Origin of the sequence: Streptosporangium longisporum (genome assembly GCF_039534895.1) — a bacterium.
In the GTDB taxonomy this organism is placed as follows: Bacteria; Actinomycetota; Actinomycetes; order Streptosporangiales; family Streptosporangiaceae; genus Streptosporangium; species Streptosporangium longisporum.
In genome coordinates this window covers 360,183-377,259 of sequence record NZ_BAAAWD010000010.1, presented here as the reverse complement: position 1 = coordinate 377,259, position 17,077 = coordinate 360,183, and the positions used below count along the sequence as shown (strand labels likewise).

Here is a 17,077-nt window from a genome sequence, read left to right as displayed (position 1 = left end):
ACCCGGCGGGTCAGTCGTGTGCCCGGCCGGTGGCGGCGCCGAACCACCTCGGCAGGCGTTCGAGCAGGTCCCGCTGGTCCTCGCCGGCCCACGCCACATGACCGTCCGGCCGCAGCAGCACCGCGGGCACGTCCAGCCCCCCGGCGTCCCCGGCGTCCTCGACGTCGTCGACCACGTGGTCGACCCGATCCGCCCAGCCCTCCACCGAGAGCCGGCCGGTCCGGTCGAGCAGCAGCCCGCGGCCGGCGTGCATCAGCCCGTACAGGTGCCCCCGCTTCAGCCTCACGTCCCGCATCCGCCGGCCGAGCAGTTCGTGCCCCTCTCCGACGTCGTAGCGGACCCCGATCGCGACGATCTTCTCGATCAGATGGCGGTTCACGTTCTCGAAGTCCATCAGTTCCGACAGCAGCCGGCGCACCGCCTGCGGTCCCGGCTCGGTGGACAGCAGCGTCATCTGCGCGCGGGTGTTGTCCAGCACGTCGGCGGCCACCGGGTGCCGTTCGGTGTGGTAGCTGTCCAGCAGTCCCTCCGGTGCCCAGCCGGCGACCTCGGCGGCCAGTTTCCAGCCCAGGTTGAAGGCGTCCTGGATGCCGAGGTTGAGTCCCTGCCCGCCGACCGGCGGGTGGACGTGCGCCGCGTCGCCGGCCAGCAGTACCCGGCCGATCCGGTAGCGCTCGGCCTGCCGGGTGGCGTCGCCGAAGCGGGAGAGCCAGCGCGGTGAGTGCGCGCCGAAGTCGGTGCCCGCGCAGTCCCGCAGCCGCCGCTTGAACTCCTCCAGCGTCGGCGGGACCGTACGGTCCTCGGCCACCCCCTCGGCGGGCACGACGACGCGGTACACCCCCTCCCCGAGGGGGCCGGCGCCGAACCGCAGCTGGGTCTTGCGGACCTCCGCGACGATCGCGCCGATCGTCGCCGGGTCCTCGGTCATCTCCATCTCGCCCAGCAGCGTCTCGACCCGGGTGGGCTCACCGGGGAAGCCGACGCCGAGCAGCCTGCGCACCGTGCTGCGGCCGCCGTCGCAGCCGACGAGGTAGCGCGAGCGCAACCGCGTGCCGTCGGCCAGCTCGACGGTCACCCCGTCCTCGTCCTGGCTCAGCCCGGCCAGTTCACGGCCGCGCCGGATCTCGGCGCCGGCCTCGGCGGCGTGCTCGGCCAGCAGCCGATCGGTGACGGTCTGCGGGATGCCGAGGACGTAGCCGTGCGCGGTGTCCAGCCGGTCGGGCGAGGGCTTGGCGAGGCCCGCGAAGAAACCGCCGACCGGGTGCCGCCTGCCGTGCGCGAGGAAACGCTCCAGCAGGCCGCGCTGGTCCATCACCTCGATGCTGCGCACGTGCAGGCCGAGCGCGCGGACGTACCCGGCCGGCTCCGTCTCCTTCTCCAGCACGACCACGCGCACGCCGTGCAGCCGCAGCTCACCGGCCAGCATCAGGCCGGTCGGCCCGGCACCGGCGATGATCACATCGATCATGAGGGTTCCCCGTTCGAGAAGGTCGCGTTCCGGCCGGTCGCACCGCGCGGTCCCGCGGTGCGCACATCCCGTACCTGCGCGCCGGGCCCGGCCCGTGGGTGTGACGACGAGAGATCACTCACGTCGGGGATCCCGGGTTCGCGCAGGTACCGGCCTCGGCCGATGATTCTGCAGCACGCCCGGGGTCTTGCCGCAAGCCCCCCGGTGCGCTATACGTTGAGAGTGGAGAGGAGTGAGCGACCTCCTCGTCTCCCGCCGGGATCCGGCACCGGCCGCCCGCGCACGATCACCGCGCCTCACCTCACCTCACCTCACCTCACCTCACCTCGCGTCGTCCTGATCGCGGAGCGCGCACCGCGGGCGTCGTCCCCGGACGTAAATGCGTTGGCGTCGCGGTCGCCGGGCGGGCTAGCGTTGCTCCCGTCATGGCCGGAGGGACGTGTCCCGTCCGCGCCCGTGAGCCGACGAATGGGAGACACGGGATGACCGCTCGGCTCGTCGCCCTCTGCTTCGATGCGAACGACCCGCTCCGTCTCGCCCGCTTCTGGGCCGGGGTCCTGGGCCGGGAGACGACCGACGACCCACGCGACGGCGTCACGCTCCTGCCGGACGACGACACCGGGTTCCTGATCCGGTGTCTTCCGACGCGGGAGAGGAAGACCGGCCCGAACCAGATGCACTTCGACCTGACGAGCACGTCCCTGGAGGACCAGCGGCGGACGGTGGAGAGGGCGCTCGGCCTCGGCGCGCGGCACATCGACGTCGGGCAGCTCCCGCAGGAGGGTCATGTGGTGCTCGCCGACCCCGAGGGCAACGAGTTCTGCGTCATCGAGCCGGGCAACGCGTTCCTCGCCGGGTGCGGGTTCATCGGAGCGCTCGCGAGCGACGGTTCGCAGGAGGTCGGGTACTTCTGGAGCGAGGCGCTGGGCTGGCCGCTGGTCTGGGACCGGGACCAGGAGACCGCGGTCCGCTCGCCGCACGGCGGCCCGAAGGTCACGTGGGGCGGTCCGCCGGTGGCGCCGAAGACCGGGAGGAACCGGCTGCACTTCGACCTCGCTCCCCCGGCGGACGGTGACCAGCAGGCCGAGGTCGACCGTCTCGTCTCCCTCGGAGCGACCCGGATCGACATCGACCCGCACGATCCCGGCCAGGTGACGATGGCCGACCCCGACGGCAACGAGTTCTGCGTGCTGACCCCCCGGTAGGGTGACCGGCGGGGCGCCGGTCAGCCGGTCGCGGCCGGTTCCACGTCCAGTACGGCCTTGCCCGCGACGCGCCTGTCCAGCAGCGCCTGGGCGGCCTCGGCGACGCGTTCCCAGGAACCGCGCCAGCCGACCTCCGGGGAGAGCCTCCCGGCCGCCGCGAACCCCAGCAGGGTGGCCAGATCCGGGCCGACCTCGCGGGCGTCGCCGAACACGCTCATCGTCCTGGACGGGCCGGCGGAGAACAGCGAGTACGGCGCGAGCACCGTCGGCTCACCCGACGCCCAGCCGATGCTCTGCACGTCCCCGCCCGGCGCGAGGAGCCGCCAGGCCTCGGCCAGCTGCGGGCCGCCCACGTTGTCGAGGACGAGGTCGACCGGCCGGTCGATGCCCTCCAGGCCGACCACCACCTCGTGGGCTCCCAGGCCGGCCAGACCCTCGGCGCGGGCCTGCGACCCGACCGAGGCGATGACATGGGCGCCGCCCAGGGCCGCCAGCTGGACCGCGTAACGGCCGACGCCGCCGGCCGCCCCGGTGACCAGCACGCGCCGGCCCAGGATGGGACGGGAACGCACCGTGCGCAGCGCGGTGACACCGGCCATCGGCAGCGCGGCGGCGTCGGCGAGGTCCACCCCGACGGGGACCTCGGCCACCGCGGTGGTGTCCACGGCCATCCGCTGCGCCCAGGCCCCGGCGCCCATGGCCGCGACCCTGGCGCCCACGGCGGGTCCTTCGCCGTCGGTCGCGGCGTGGACGACCACGCCGGCGGCGTCGTAACCGTGCACGGTTCCGGCCGGGCGTCCACCGGCGAAGACCACCTCGCCCCGGTTGAGCGAGACGTGCCGGACGTCGAGCACCAGCCGGCCGGGCCCGGGCCGGGGCTCTGCGGCCGTCCCCAGGCGCAGGAACCCCGGGGCGCCGGGATCGATGACGAGCGCGCGCATGGCCATGAAAGACTCCTTCGCGAACAGGCGAACAGGCGAACAGACGGACAGGCAAGCATGCGGACCGACGGTCCGCTTCACGAACGGTAACATACACGGACCGACGGTCCGCAACAGGAAGGCGGCTCGATGGCCCAGCAGCGCGCCGAGCGCGCCGACGCGACCCGCAACCGCCGCGCGGTGCTCGACGCCACCGAGCGGCTCCTGGCCGAGGGCGGCGGGGACCACGTGTCGCTCGACCGCGTCGCCGCCCTCGCCGGAGTCGGCAAGGGCACCGTGTTCCGTCGCTTCGGCAACCGCGCCGGGCTGCTGCAGGCACTGCTGGAGGAGAGGTCGCGCGAGCTGCGTGACGCGGTCGAGAACGGCCCCCCGCCCCTGGGCCCCGGGGCGCCTCCCCGGGAACGGATGCTCGCCTTCCTCGACGGTCTCGGCGCGATCGCCGAGGGCAACGCCGTCCTGCTCTCCGCGCACGATCAGGCGTGCGCGCAGGACAGGTACGACGATCCCAGTTACCGGTTCTGGCACCGGCATCTCGGCACCCTGTTCGCCGAGGGACGGCCCGATCTCGACGCCGGCTTCCTGGCCCACGCCCTGCTCGCCGTCTTCGACGGCGACCTGATCCGTCACATGACGCCGCCCGGCGACCCGCGCCGCTTCACCCGGTCGGTCCGTCAGATGGCCGCGGCGCTGCTCGATCGCGACGGCCCGCAGGGTACCGGCCCCTGAACAGGGTCACCCGAGGGTCTTCCGGCCGTCCGTCTCGGCCCGGCACCTTCACCGTCACGGCTGCGGAGGACGTGGCGGTGATCCACCCCCTCGTCACAGAGGGTCGCCGGCGAGCCTACGCCGCCGGGATCCGGAAACCGGCGGCCGCCGGAGCCGCACCCCGTCGTGCGGCTCTGTCGGGCTCGTCAGGCCGAGGGGTTGAAGGGGATGGCCGCGGGCTTGGCGCGCGAGAGGAGATCCGTGAACCTGCCGTCATTGATCTTGATGGTCGCGGAGCCGAAGCCGGCGCTCATCAGCCGGTCGCGCAGCGAGGTGCTGGGCCAGCCGTTCCAGTCCACCAGCGGGGGGTAGCGCCAGTTGTGGTAGTGGTTCTCCGGCGGCTCGTCGTTGCCGTTGGCGAGCCGGATGAAGTGCGTGGACACCCCGTCCTTGTGATAGACGACCTTGGGGTGCGACCCGTCGAAACGCACCTGCGAGCGCGTGTAGGTGACGACGTTGCTGTGCTGCGTGGTCGAGACGTACTCCACCTGGTTGGACGCCTGGTTGACCCAGGAGATGACGTGCTCCCAGTCGTGGCGGTGGCCGCCGAGGCTGATGCCCGGCAGCGCCTGGTCCTTCTCGAAGTAGCTGGCGTACACGATGGCGCACCAGCCGTTGTTGCACTTGGAACGGGCGTAGGTCTGCGAGTTGTCCAGGTCCGACTGGTCACGGCAGTTGCCGTTGACCGCGCCGGTCGGGTTCAGCCCGGTGGCGAGGGTCCCGTCCGGGCCGATGGCCGGGGTGGCGTAGCAGCCGTCGCCGTCGTAGTCGTAGGCCGGTGAGAACGACGTCTCGTACTGTCCGGCCGACTGGGGCAGGTTGCGCGGTGGGTCGGCATGGGCCGCCGACGCGGGGATCACGACCCCCAGGGCGGCGATGCCGAGCACGATCCCGAGCCGGGAACGCCTGTGCCTGAAGGATGTGCGGGAGGACGTGCTCCCCCCTGACACGGTCGCTGACTTCGATGCTCTCGCGGTGGACGTGAACGACGACAGCTTTCGCACTCTTCCGCCTTCTCGAAGGAATGGCTCATGACCTGACGGCGCGTCGGCGTGGTGGGGATCACGGGCATTCTCCACGCCGAAATGGGGATGCTTCACGCTTTTCCGGCACCACGGAATCACGGAACCGACGCTTGATCAAGGTCCTTGAATCACATGACGCGGACATGTATCGGCGACGGTCGACAGGTGAACCGGGCGTCAATGCTCATGAGCCGCGCCTTCCCGACGATGCGGGCGGCCGGTGGACGAGACCGAGGCCGTCCCGTCCGGACGGCCGTGGTCAGGCGTCGCGCTTGGTGATCGCCAGGATCGCCGCGAGGAGAAGGAGGGTGACGTGAACCGCCAGGACGGCGACGGCCGTGGAGGGGCCGAAGGCACCGGAGCCGGGGACCCCGGCCAGCTGCTCCGCCAGCGACGACAGCGTCAGGGAGGCCACCAGGTCGTTCCAGGGGGCGGGCAGGAAGCGCTCGACACCGGCCGGGACCAGCAGGAGGGCGACCAGCGCGACGAGCGCCCCCGGTGTCGAACGCAGGATCGTGGCCAGGCTCAGCCCCGTCACCGCGGCGACGGCACAGCAGACGCCCGCCGCCGGTATCTGGGTCAGGACGGCCGGTTCGGAGAGCGAGGCGCCGATCGGGCGCCCGCCCACCACCGCCTGCGCGGTCAGGTAGGTGGCGAACGCCAGCAGCTGGCCCGCGATCGCGGCGACGGCGGCGACCACGACGGCCTTGGCCGCCACGACGATCCATGGGCGCCGGACCGTGGTCAGGGTGAGCCGGATCATGCCGGTGCCGTACTCGCCGGAGATGGCGAGCACCCCCAGCACGCCGAACAGGACCGGGGGGATGTCGGCGCCGAGCGCGAGTCCGGTGCCGACGGGCTCGGTGCCGGGCCCCTTGGTGTCGAAGTACTTCGAGATCGAGAAGGCCGCGAAGCCGGTGAGCGCCAGGGCCGAGAGCGTGGAGGCCAGGACGTGGTAGGTGGATCGGAGCGAGCGCAGCTTGAGCCACTCCGACGCGACGGCGTCGATCATCGGGTCGTCTCCATGAAGGCCTCTTCCAGCGACGGCCGACGCGTCGCGAGTTCGTGGACGGCGCAGCCGTTCGCCAGGGCGATGTCCCCGGTGGCGGCCGCGGACAGGCCGGTCACCAGCAGTTCTCCCCCGGCTCCCGGGACGGGGGCGGACGCGGCGGGCGTGCCCTCTCCCGGCGCGCGGCGCACGGTCGCTCCCGCCGCCTCGAGCGCCGCGGCCAGGTGGTCCGCGTGAGGTGACCGGACCAGTACCTCGCCCTGGAAGCGGGCCAGCAGTGCCGCGGTCGTGGTGTCCTCGATGAGCCGGCCGCGGCCGATGATGACGAGCCGGTCGGCGGTGAGGGACATCTCGGTCATCAGATGGCTCGACAGCAGGACGGTCCGTCCCTCGGCGGCCAGGGATCTCAGCAGCGTCCTGAGCCAGCGGATGCCGTCGGGGTCGAGGCCGTTGACGGGCTCGTCGAGGATGAGGACCCCCGGGTCGCCGAGCAGTGCCGCCGCGATGCCGAGGCGCTGGCGCATCCCCTGGGAGAACCCGGCGATCCGCCTGCGCGCCGCCCCGGCCAGGCCGACCTCCTCGAGGACCTGGACGACCCTGCGCCGCGGGATCCCGCCGGCGTACGCCAGCGCCTGGAGGTGGGCGAGCGCGCTGCGCCCGCCCTGCACCTCGGCGGCGTCGAGCATGGCGCCGACCTCGCGCATGGGGTCCCGCAGGTCGCGCCTGCGGACGCCGTTGATCAGGGCCGTGCCCGAGGTGGGCGCGTGAAGGCCGAGGACCATGCGCATGGTGGTGGACTTGCCCGCCCCGTTGTGCCCGAGGAAGCCGGTGACCTGCCCGGGGACGACGTCGAACGTCAGGTGCGAGACCGCCCGCGTGGCGCCGTAGGTCTTCGTCAGTTCGATGACCTGGATCATTTTCCCACCCGGTGGATCCGTTCGGCCGGGCAGCGCGTGCCCGGCGCGGGCAGCGTCCCCGTCGTGAGGTAGGCGTGGACGTGCCGGCGCAGGCAGGTGTTGCCCGCCCAGGAGGCATGGCCGTCGCCGTGCCACAGGACGTGTGCGGAGGGGATCTGCCCGGCCACGTGCCGCTGCCCGAGATGGTTGGTGTTGTTGTCCAGCTCCCCGATCGCGAACAGGACCGGCGGGAGGTTCCCCACCCGCAGCGGGTGCGGCGCCCAGGACGCACCCCCGTCGCGTCCCCAGCACCGTCCGAGCTGGTGGCGTCCCTCGATCCAGCCGAACCTCGGTGCGATCTCGCGGAGCCCGGCCTCGATGACCTGGAACTCCTCGTACGTCGGGAGTTCGGGCATGAAGTCGTTGCACAGGGAGTCCCCACCCACCGACGAGCCGCCCGGATCCGGCGCGAGCTCGGTCAGGAAGGTCGCGGCGTCGCCGTCGAGGGCCTTGCGGACGGCGGTCGCGAACAGCGGCCACAGCGCCGGGTTCATGCCCCTGACCGCGCCCGCGTACAGCTGTCCCTCGTGCACCGTCCTGCCGGCCGACGCCGGCAGGGGCGCGCGGCGGGCCCGCGCGGCCAGCTCGTCCCAGGCCCTGCCCGCGTCCCTGCCGTGCAAGGCGCAGTCGCGGCGGCGGGCGCACCAGTCGCGGAAGAGGGTGAGGTGCCGTTCCTGGGTGAGCGCGTAGTTGCGCAGCCAGGGTTCGAGCCCGGGCTGGGTGTGGTCGGCGGTCCCGTCGAAGTACATCCGCTCCACCCGGTGCGGGAACAGCTCCAGGTAGGCCTGGGCGTAGACGGTCCCGTAGGAGTTGCCCGCGTAGCGGATCCGGTCCTGGCCGAGCGCGGCGCGCAGCGCGTCGAGGTCGTGCGCCACGTTCCACGACGTCAGCCCGTACCACGCCGACCTGGCCGTCGTGCGGCAGCTCGCCTGATGGGCCGCGTTCCGGGCCGCGTGGGCGTCCCAGTCCCGCCTCGTCCGCGCCGTGACCAGCCCGAAGGGGGAGGCCCCGGGCTCGGCGCAGCTCACCGCCCTGCCGCTCGCGGGCTCGGACATGCCGCGCGGGTCGACGGCGATGACGTCGAAGCGGGTGCGCAGCTCCTTGAGCAGGAGCGGCAGCTCGGCCGGGAAGTCCGGGTCGCCGGACGGCCTGAGCATCGACGTGCTGGTGCCGGGGCCGCCGAAGTTGACGATCAGCGGGCCGATGCTCTCGCCCGTCGCGGGCAGTTTGGCCACGTGCACCGAGGTCCTCGGTCCTGCCGGGTCGGCCCAGTTCACGGGGACCACCAGCTCCGCGCATCGCAGGCCGTCCCCGCAGTCCCTCCACAGCAGGTGGTACGCCCGCGCCGAGGCCACGGCCAGGCCGCCGAGCGACGCGACCAGGCAGACGGCCAGGCACAGCGCGATGAGTGTACGTCGGTTCATGCCGGCAACGATCCCGCCCGGCGACGGGCCCGCGCATCGGAGCCGGATCCGGTCCTGCCGGTCGGAGCGGGGTCGTACGGCGCGGGACGCGCGGCGGGAGGGTAGGACCGTGCTCCGACGGCTCGTGCTCCGATCCGCCCGCGGTCGCGGCCCGATACCGTCGGGACGTGAACCTGCTCGCCCGGCGGCCCCCGCGGTGGTCGCTCGTCCTGGCCGACACCGCCGTCGCGGTGCTGCTCGCGCTGGCGTCCACGACGGACCGGCCGGGACTGAACGTGAGCACCGCCTCGGCGCTGGTGTGCCTGCTGCCGGTGGCGGCGCGGCGGATGTGGCCGGTGCCCGCGTACTGCGGCGCGCTGCTGGCCGGTCCCCTGGTGCTCGCGTCGCCGGTGAACCGGATGGCCGTGATCGCGGTGGTGGCGCTGGCCCTCTACCCGGTGTCGGCCGCCCTGCCGGTGCGGCGGTCGGCGATCGCCCTGGGGGCGGGCCTGCTCGTCACCGGCGGCATGCTGCTGGTCTCGGTGACGAGCGCGCCGCCGCGGGTGGACGGCTGGCCCGACCCCGTCCTCATCGTCGGGACGGCCTGGCTGGTCGTGGGGGCGAGCTGGAGTCTCGGGTCGGCGGCGCGTACCCGCCGCGAGGCCGCCGCGCACGAGGCCGCCAGACGGGCCGAGCAGGCGGCGGCCGACGAGAGGCTGCGCATCGTGCGCGAGCTGCACGACGTCGTGGCGCATTCGATGAGCGTGATCACGGTCAGGGCGGGGGTCGCGGCCAAGGTGCTGGACAGGCACCCGGAGGAGGGGCGCGAGGCGTTGCGGGCCATCGAGGAGATCGGGCGCGGCTCGCTGGTGGAGATGCGCCGCTTCCTGGGCGTGCTGCGCTCGCCCGGCGGCACGGCCGAGAGCGCCCCGCCGCCCGGCCTCGCCGACCTGCCGTCCCTGGCGCGGCGTGCGGCCGAGGCCGGTGTGCGGGTCGACCTGTCGGTGAGCGGGGCCGTGCCCGGCGGCATGGAGCCGTCCGTCTACCGCATCGTCCAGGAGGCGATCACCAACGTCGTCAGGCACGCCGCTCCGGCCCGCTGCCGGGCCACCGTGTCGGTCACCGGCGGGAGGGTGCGGATCTCCGTGGTCGACGACGGGCCCGGCCGCCGGGTGCCACCGGGCGGGACGGGCGGGCACGGCCTGGTGGGGATGCGCGAACGGGTCATGATGTACGGCGGCGCCTTCGAGGCCGGGCCCCTGCCGGAGGGCGGGTTCGGCGTGCACGCCTCGTGGGAGGTCTCGTGATCCGGGTGCTCGTCGCCGACGACCAGGCGCTGCTGCGCGGCAGCTTCCGCCTGCTGATCGACTCGGAGGACGACCTCGTCGTGGTCGGGGAGGCGGCCGACGGACGGCAGGCGGTGTCGCTCGCGCGGACGCTGGCACCCGACGTGGTGCTCATGGACGTCAGGATGCCGGAGATGGACGGCATCACCGCGACCGGGCAGATCACCGGGGACACCCGGGTGCTCATCCTGACCACGTTCGACCTCGACGAGTACGTCTACGCGGCGCTGCGGGCGGGCGCCAGCGGGTTCCTGCTCAAGGACGCGCCGCCGGACGACCTGCTGCGGGCGATCCGGGTGGTCGCGTCGGGCGAGACGCTGCTCGCGCCGAGCGTCACCACACGGCTGATCGCGGAGTTCGTCCGGCGGCCGGCCCGGCAGGTCTTCCACGGGCTCGGCACGCTGACGGACCGGGAGCGCGAGGTGCTCACGCTCGTCGCCCAGGGGTTGTCCAACGCCGAGCTCGGCGCCCACCTGCGGTTGAGCCCGGGGACGGTGAAGACGCACATCGGCCGTCTGCTGTCCAAGCTGGGGGCCCGCGACCGGGCCCAGCTCGTCATCGCCGCCTACGAGGCCGGCCTGGTCACGCCGGAGTAGGACCCGCTCACCGGGCGGCGCGTCCGAAAGGCCCGACGACCGCCTTCCACTTGATCCACACGATTGGATTCATGATACTAGATTCATGAATCTAACCCGGTTGATGATCCTCGGCCTGATGGCGGCCCAGGGCCCGCTGCACGGTCACGAGATCAAACGGATCGCCGCGTACACCGACGTGTCGGAGTGGGGCGGGGTCGGCGTCGGCGCCATCAACCGCGAGCTGCGGCAGGCCGACGAGGCCGGGCTGATCCGGCAGGTCGCGGTGGAGCAGGTCGGGCGCAGGCCGGTGCGCACCGTGTACGAGATCACCGGCACCGGCCGCCGGGAGCTGGCGGCGTTGCGCGAGGCGGCGATCTGCGAGCTGCGCTTCGGCCCCGACGCGCTGGCGGTGGCCCTGCTGTTCGGCCGGGCGCAGGATCCGGCCGAGCTGGCCGGGCTGCTGGCCAGGCGCCGCGAGCAGCTCGCCTCCACGATCTCCGACCTCGACGCCGAACGTGCCCAGCTCCTCGGGGAGGGCCGCATCGGCACGCTGGACGCGGCACTGTTCCGGCGCCAGGCGACACTGCTCGAGGCGGAGATCCGCTGGCTGGACGAGCACGCCCCCGCCATCACCGCAGGCCCGGAGGAGCGATGAGCGCCGTCGGGGCCACGGGCTGGATCGAGCTGACCGGCGTGCGCACGCACAACCTGCGCGGCGTGGACGTCAGGGTCCCCCACAACGCCATCACCGCGTTCACCGGCGTCAGCGGGAGCGGCAAGAGCTCGCTGGTCATCGACACCCTGCACGCCGAGGCGCAGCTGCGGTACGTGGAGGGCTTCGACCCCTACGTCCGCAAGTTCCTCACGCCGCGCGACCGGCCCCGCATCGACCGGGTCCGCGGGCTGACCGCGACCCTGGCCGTCGACCAGCGCAACGGCAACCGCAACCCGAACTCCACGCTCGGCACGCTGACCGGCGTGGAGGCCTACCTCGGCCTGGTCTTCGCCAGGCTGGCGCCGCTGGCGGCCGGGAGCACCCGGACGGGCCCGCTGCACCCCGCCCAGTTCGACCCCTGGACCCGCGACGGCATCTGCCCGGCGTGCGTCGGGGCACGCGAGGTCGTCACGGCCCGGCCGGAGCTCGTCGTACCGGAGCCGGGGCTGCCGCTGACGCGGGGCGCCTCCCCCTGGTTCGGCGGGAACCTGTCCGGCGAGGCCGCGTTCCTCCCCTCGCTGGCCGCGCACCACGGCACCGACCCGGCCCTGCCCTGGAACGAGCAGCCCGAGGAGTTCCGGCGGGCCGTCCTGTACGGCACGGCGGGCGAGACCGTCGACGTGACCGTCACCGGCACGAACGCCAAGAAGGGCACCGAGTTCTCCTACCGGGCCAGGCGGGCGCTGGACGGGGCGATCGCCGAGATCGAGAAGGCCTATGCGGCGGCCGTCACCGACGAGGCCAAACGGCTCTACCACCCCTTCGTGGACAGGCACGCGTGCCCGGCCTGCGAGGGCACCGGGCTCGGCACGATCGCGCGCACCGTGAAACTGCGGCAGGAGACCTTCCGCGACGTGGTCCACAGCCAGGTGCGGCAGGTCCGCGCGTGGATCGACGCGGTCGAGGCCGACCTCGGCGAGGCCCAGCGGGAGGTCGGCGCGATCCTCGTCCCCGAGCTGCGCGACCGGCTCGACCTGCTGATCCGCCTCGGCCTCGGGCACGTGGAACTGTGGCGGAGCGCGCCGACCCTGTCGGGGGGAGAGCTGCAGCGGGCCCGGCTGTCGGCCCAGATCAGCACGGCGCTGACCGGCCTCACCTACGTCTTCGACGAGCCCGGCGCCGGGCTGCACCCGGCCGACAAGGACCACCTGTTCGAGATCCTGCGGGGGCTGCGCGACGCCGGGAACACCGTCCTGCTCGTGGAGCACGACCCCGACCTGGTCGCCCGCGCCGACTGGGTCGTCGACCTGGGTCCCGGCGGCGGGCGCGACGGCGGGCGGCTGGTCGCCGCCGGGACGCCCGCCGCGATCGCCGCGCACCCGCGCTCGGTGACCGGCCGCTACCTGCGCGAGCCCGGCTACCTGCTGGAACGCGCCGGACGGGCACCGGACGACGACACCGGCTGGCTGACGTTGCACAACGCGTCCGCCCACAACGTCACGGCCGACGAGATCCGCGTCCCGCTGAACCGGCTCACCTGCCTGACCGGCATCAGCGGCAGCGGCAAGAGCAGCCTGCTGAACCGGATCCTGGCCGACTCCGTGGCGGCCGGGCTGGCCGGCAGGCCGTTCACCACGGTGGAGAGGGTGTCGGGACTGGCCGCCCTGCGCTGGGTCACCGTCGTGGACCAGACCCCGATCGGCCGGACCCCGCGGTCGAACCCGGCGACGTACACCAAGGCGTTCGACCTGATCCGCAGGCTCTTCGCGGACACGGACGCCGCCGCGAGCCGGGGGCTCGGCGACCCGTCGGCCTTCTCCTTCAACTCCCCCGGCGGCCGGTGCGAGCCCTGCCAGGGCCTCGGCCGGATCAAGCTCGACATGCACTTCCTCGGCGACACCTACCTCACCTGCCGGACCTGCGACGGGCGCCGCTACACCCCGGAGGTCCTGGCGGTGACCTGTCACGGCCTCGCGATCGACGAGGTGCTGGGCCTCACGGTGGCCGAGGCCGCCCGGGTGTTCGACGGGCCGCGGACGCTGACGGCGCTGCTGGAGGCGATGGCCGGGATCGGGCTGGGTTACCTCACCCTCGGCGAGAGCGGCACCGCCCTGTCCGGCGGCGAGGCCCAGCGGATCAAGCTCGCCAAGGCCACCGTGCGCGGCCGCCGGGGCGACGAGCCGGGTCTCGTCGTCCTCGACGAGCCCGTCACCGGCCTGCACCCCGACGACGCGCAGCGGCTCGTGCGGGGCCTGGACCTGCTCCTGGAACGCGGTCACACCGTCGTGATCGCCGAGCACGACGTCCACGCGGCGGCCGGCGCGGACTGGATCATCGACATGGGCCCGGGGGCCGGGAAGGCCGGCGGCCGGATCGTCGACGCGGGCACCCCCGCGCACGTCGCGTCCGGGAACGGGCCCACCGCCCCGTTCCTGCGACGGCTCCTCACCTGACCCGCCCGGGGTGGGCCTCACCACCACGCGTGGCGGACCGTCAGCCGTCCCAGCCCCATGGTCCCGGAGACGCGGATCCTCGGCCCGCCGGGGCGGGGGCGGCGCCGGGCCCGATGAAGCGGCTGCCTCCACCCGGCGCGCAGGTCCTCCAGGTCGACGACCGCGTCGCGGGGCACCGTGATCGTGGCCCCGCCCGTGCCGAGGTGCACCTCGATGTCCACCACCGGATGCTCGACGACCGCCCGGGACAGGTCCAGGTGCACCCGCGCGAGCGGGGACTCGATCCTGAGGGTCCGGGGGACCCGCCACGCGCCGCGCCGCCGGATCCGCCCGCCGGCCGCGGTGATCGTGGACGTGGTGCCCGCGTCCCGTTCCGGCAGCGGGGCCAGGGCCGACGCGAGCTCGCCGCGCGTCGTGGCGGTGAGCACCCGGTGGAGACGTTCGTCCAGCTCCTCGTACGGGATCTGCCCCTGGGCGTACGCCTCCCGCACGCGCCGCACGGCCGCCTCGCGGTCGTCCTCGCCGGCCCGCAGGTGGTCCGGCCCGCCGGGCCGGGCACCCACAGCACCCACAGCGCTCACAGCACCCACAGTGCCCTCACCGTCCTCTGCGCCTGTAGGCGCGGACCGACAGCGGGACGAACACCACCAGCAGTCCGGCCGACCAGAGCAGGACGGTGACCACCGGATGGGCGAGCGGCCAGACCGGGTCCCCGGACGGCGCCCCCGGGTTGCCGAACAGCTCCCGGGAGGCGGCGGTGAGCGCGCTCACCGGGTTCCAGTCGGCCAGGAACCGCAGCCATCCCGGCATGCCGTCGGTCGGGACGAACGAGTTGGACAGCATCGTGAACGGCAGGAACAGCGGCACCAGCTGCGCGACGACCTGCTCGTTCCGCACCGCCAGGCCCACGTAGACGCCCACCCAGCTCAGCGCGTACCGCAGCACCGCCATCAGCAGGAACGCCTGGACCGTGGGGACGAGGCCGAGGTGCGGCCGCCAGCCCACCAGCAGGCCCACCCCCACCATGACGGCCATCAACGGCAGGCCGACCAGGGAGTCGGCGCCGGTCTGCCCGAACGGCACCGCCAGGCGCGCCATCGGCATGGAGCGGAACCGGTCCATCACCCCCAGGGAGGCGTCGGCGGCCACCCGCGTCATGACCCCCATCAGCGCCGAGAAGGTGACCATCGAGAACAACCCGGGCATGAGGTACTCGCGGTAGTCGCCGCCGCCCGGCACCTGGATCGCGCTGCCGAAGACGTACCCGAACAGCACCACCATGATGGCCGGGAAGACCAGCGCGGCGACGAGCTCCCCGGGGTCCTGCCGCAGCCGTCCCAGCTCGCGGCCGACCAGGGTCAGCCCGTCGGTGACCGTCCAGCGCAGGCGGGACGCAGGGGCCAGGGTCGTCATCGGACGGTCTCCTTCGGGTCGGTGAGGCGCAGGAACACCTCGTCGAGGGTGGGACGGCGCAGGCTCACGTCGGCCGCGGCGACCCCGGCGCGGTCGAGCTCGCGCACGACGCCGGCGAGCCGCAGGCCGCCGCCGGGCAGGGCGACGCTGAGCCGGTCGGCGCCCGTCACCGCGGGGCCGGTGCCGGCCAGGGACGTCAGCACGGCCGCCGCCGAGGACAGCGCGGCCGGGTCCTCGACGACGACGTCGAGGCGGTCCCCGATCGTGGCCTTCAGCTCGTCGGGGGTGCCCGTGGCGATCACCCGTCCCTGGTCGACGACGGCGATGTCGTCGGCCAGCCGGTCGGCCTCGTCCAGGTACTGCGTGGTGAGCAGCACCGTGGTGCCGTCCGCCACCAGCGCGCGGACGCCGTCCCAGATCTCGCCGCGGCTGCGCGGGTCCAGGCCGGTGGTCGGCTCGTCCAGGAAGAGCACCTGGGGACGCTGGATGAGGCAGGTGATCAGGTCGAGGCGGCGCCGCATGCCGCCGGAGTAGCCGGCGACCTGCCGATCGGCCGCGTCCGCCAGGCCGAAGCGTTCGAGCAGCTCGTCGGCCCGCGCGTGCGCCTCGCGCCGGGACAGGTGGCACAGGCGCCCGAACATGCGCAGGTTGCCGCGGCCGGTGAGCTTCTCGTCCACGGCGGCGTACTGGCCCGCGAGCCCGATCCTGGCCCACACCTCGCCCGCGTCGCGGACGACGTCGTATCCGGCGATGCGGGCGTGCCCGGCATCGGGATCGGACAGGGTCGCCAGGATGCGCACCGCGGTCGTCTTGCCCGCGCCGTTCGGCCCGAGCACGCCGCAGACCGTTCCCGCCGGGACGGCGAGATCCAGGCCCCGTAACGCGCGGGTCTCGCCGAAGGACTTGTGCAGCCCCTCGGCGAGCACGATCGGATCCGTCATGAACCCTCCACTGGGTACGTTGTACGCGGTTACGGCGGCCAGACTAGATTACTGGGTACCATGTACGCAAGTAGGGGGTGGAGCGGTGACCGACACCGAGTACGTGAACATCTGGATGCGGCCCGAGCGCCCGGCCCGCGGCCCGCGACCGGCCTACAGCCGCGCGCAGATCACCGAGGCGGCGGTCCGGATCGCCGACGCCGAGGGGCTGGAGGCCGCCACCATGCGGCGGATCGCCGCCGAGATCGGCGCGGGCGCCATGTCCCTCTACCGCTACGTCCCCAGCCGCGACGACCTCATAGAGCTCATGGCCGACCGGCTGATGGGCGAGATCGACGTCACGGGCCTGCCGTCGGGCGACTGGCGCGCCGACCTGACGCGCTACGCCGACGGCATGCGGGCGATGTGGCTGCGCCACCCGTGGATCGCCACCGTGCACCGGTCACTGCCCGGCTACGGCCCCAACCAGCTGCTCCTGATCGAACGGGTGATGGGGGTCCTCGACGCCCACGTCTCCATCGACGAGAACCTCGGCCTGCTGGCCATCCTCAACGGCTACGTCGAGGGCGCCGTCCGCGAGGAGGTCAGCCAGGCCCAGGAGGTCCGCCGCAGCGGGCTCAGTGAGTCGGAGTGGGCGGCGCGGAGCCTGCCGCGCATCCGGCAGGTGCTGGAGAGCGGGGAGTACCCCATCTTCACCAGGATCGCGATGGAGGCGCGCCAGCCGCGCCTCGGCCGCGACGACCGGTTCCGGTACGGGCTGGAGCGCGTCCTCGACTGCATCGCCGCCGCCCTCCCTCCGACGACCGGCCCCGCGGCGACGGCGCGCCGGGGAGGGCGGCAGGACCGCGCCGACCGGCCGCGGGAGGCCGGGACGTCCCGGTCACGCGCCGGGGCGTGACCGGACAACCGGCCCGCGGCG

At 73.7% G+C, this 17,077-nt stretch carries 16 protein-coding genes; 7 read left to right on the top strand and 9 right to left on the bottom strand.

Annotated elements, in window-relative coordinates:
• Nucleotides 1-10: 10 nt before the first annotated feature.
• Entirely contained in the window at nucleotides 11-1,468 is a 1,458-nt protein-coding gene (gene rox, locus ABD832_RS20420) for a rifampin monooxygenase (RefSeq protein WP_344897720.1), read from the bottom strand.
• Between the two features lie 482 nt (nucleotides 1,469-1,950).
• Between rox and ABD832_RS20415 the strand changes: the two genes are divergently transcribed.
• Complete coding sequence (locus ABD832_RS20415; protein WP_344897717.1) at nucleotides 1,951-2,673, top strand: VOC family protein; 723 nt, start codon at nucleotides 1,951-1,953, stop codon at nucleotides 2,671-2,673.
• A 20-nt stretch (nucleotides 2,674-2,693) separates the two neighbouring features.
• Here ABD832_RS20415 and ABD832_RS20410 read toward each other — a convergent pair whose 3' ends face one another.
• Nucleotides 2,694-3,620: a zinc-binding dehydrogenase gene (locus tag ABD832_RS20410; protein ID WP_344897714.1), complete on the bottom strand. Its 927-nt coding sequence runs from the start codon at nucleotides 3,618-3,620 to the stop codon at nucleotides 2,694-2,696.
• Nucleotides 3,621-3,743: 123 nt separating this feature from the next.
• Between ABD832_RS20410 and ABD832_RS20405 the strand changes: the two genes are divergently transcribed.
• Complete coding sequence (locus ABD832_RS20405; protein ID WP_344897711.1) at nucleotides 3,744-4,340, top strand: TetR/AcrR family transcriptional regulator; 597 nt, start codon at nucleotides 3,744-3,746, stop codon at nucleotides 4,338-4,340.
• A 185-nt stretch (nucleotides 4,341-4,525) separates the two neighbouring features.
• Here ABD832_RS20405 and ABD832_RS20400 read toward each other — a convergent pair whose 3' ends face one another.
• From ABD832_RS20400 to ABD832_RS20385, 4 genes are all read right to left on the bottom strand, one after another.
• Nucleotides 4,526-5,266, bottom strand: a complete 741-nt coding sequence (locus tag ABD832_RS20400; RefSeq protein ID WP_344897708.1) for an NPP1 family protein — start codon at nucleotides 5,264-5,266, stop codon at nucleotides 4,526-4,528.
• Between the two features lie 397 nt (nucleotides 5,267-5,663).
• Entirely contained in the window at nucleotides 5,664-6,416 is a 753-nt protein-coding gene (locus tag ABD832_RS20395) for a hypothetical protein (RefSeq protein ID WP_344897705.1), read from the bottom strand.
• Nucleotides 6,413-7,330 carry an ATP-binding cassette domain-containing protein gene (locus ABD832_RS20390; RefSeq protein WP_344897702.1) on the bottom strand — a complete coding sequence of 306 codons (918 nt, stop codon included), beginning with the start codon at nucleotides 7,328-7,330 and terminating at the stop codon, nucleotides 6,413-6,415. Before ABD832_RS20390 ends, ABD832_RS20395 begins: the two co-directional genes overlap by 4 nt.
• Nucleotides 7,327-8,793 carry an alpha/beta fold hydrolase gene (locus tag ABD832_RS20385; RefSeq protein WP_344897699.1) on the bottom strand — a complete coding sequence of 489 codons (1,467 nt, stop codon included), beginning with the start codon at nucleotides 8,791-8,793 and terminating at the stop codon, nucleotides 7,327-7,329. Before ABD832_RS20385 ends, ABD832_RS20390 begins: the two co-directional genes overlap by 4 nt.
• 167 nt (nucleotides 8,794-8,960) lie before the next feature.
• On the opposite strand from ABD832_RS20385, the gene ABD832_RS20380 reads away from it, so the two are divergent.
• From ABD832_RS20380 to ABD832_RS20365, 4 genes are all read left to right on the top strand, one after another.
• A complete protein-coding gene (locus ABD832_RS20380; protein WP_344897696.1) occupies nucleotides 8,961-10,079 on the top strand; it encodes a sensor histidine kinase in 1,119 nt (372 codons plus the stop codon).
• Nucleotides 10,076-10,714 (top strand): response regulator, encoded by a 639-nt coding sequence (locus ABD832_RS20375; protein WP_344897693.1) that lies wholly within the window; start codon nucleotides 10,076-10,078, stop codon nucleotides 10,712-10,714. The genes ABD832_RS20380 and ABD832_RS20375 overlap by 4 nt, the downstream gene beginning before the upstream one ends.
• An 85-nt stretch (nucleotides 10,715-10,799) precedes the next feature.
• Nucleotides 10,800-11,351 (top strand): PadR family transcriptional regulator, encoded by a 552-nt coding sequence (locus ABD832_RS20370; RefSeq protein WP_344897690.1) that lies wholly within the window; start codon nucleotides 10,800-10,802, stop codon nucleotides 11,349-11,351.
• Nucleotides 11,348-13,804, top strand: coding sequence for an excinuclease ABC subunit UvrA (locus ABD832_RS20365; protein WP_344897687.1), 2,457 nt, complete (start codon nucleotides 11,348-11,350; stop codon nucleotides 13,802-13,804). Before ABD832_RS20370 ends, ABD832_RS20365 begins: the two co-directional genes overlap by 4 nt.
• A gap of 17 nt (nucleotides 13,805-13,821) precedes the next feature.
• Here the strand turns inward: ABD832_RS20365 and ABD832_RS20360 are convergent, their stop codons facing one another.
• From ABD832_RS20360 to ABD832_RS20350, 3 genes are read right to left on the bottom strand one after another with little or no spacing between them, the layout of a single operon-like run.
• A complete protein-coding gene (locus tag ABD832_RS20360) occupies nucleotides 13,822-14,385 on the bottom strand; it encodes a DUF1707 SHOCT-like domain-containing protein (protein ID WP_344897684.1) in 564 nt (187 codons plus the stop codon).
• A 16-nt stretch (nucleotides 14,386-14,401) separates the two neighbouring features.
• The gene (locus ABD832_RS20355) at nucleotides 14,402-15,217 is read right to left on the bottom strand and encodes an ABC transporter permease (RefSeq protein ID WP_344897681.1); all 816 of its coding nucleotides are present in this window, start codon (nucleotides 15,215-15,217) and stop codon (nucleotides 14,402-14,404) included.
• Entirely contained in the window at nucleotides 15,214-16,158 is a 945-nt protein-coding gene (locus ABD832_RS20350) for an ATP-binding cassette domain-containing protein (protein WP_344897678.1), read from the bottom strand. The genes ABD832_RS20355 and ABD832_RS20350 overlap by 4 nt, the downstream gene beginning before the upstream one ends.
• 85 nt (nucleotides 16,159-16,243) lie before the next feature.
• Between ABD832_RS20350 and ABD832_RS20345 the strand changes: the two genes are divergently transcribed.
• Complete coding sequence (locus ABD832_RS20345; protein WP_344897675.1) at nucleotides 16,244-17,056, top strand: TetR/AcrR family transcriptional regulator; 813 nt, start codon at nucleotides 16,244-16,246, stop codon at nucleotides 17,054-17,056.
• Nucleotides 17,057-17,077: the final 21 nt, after the last annotated feature.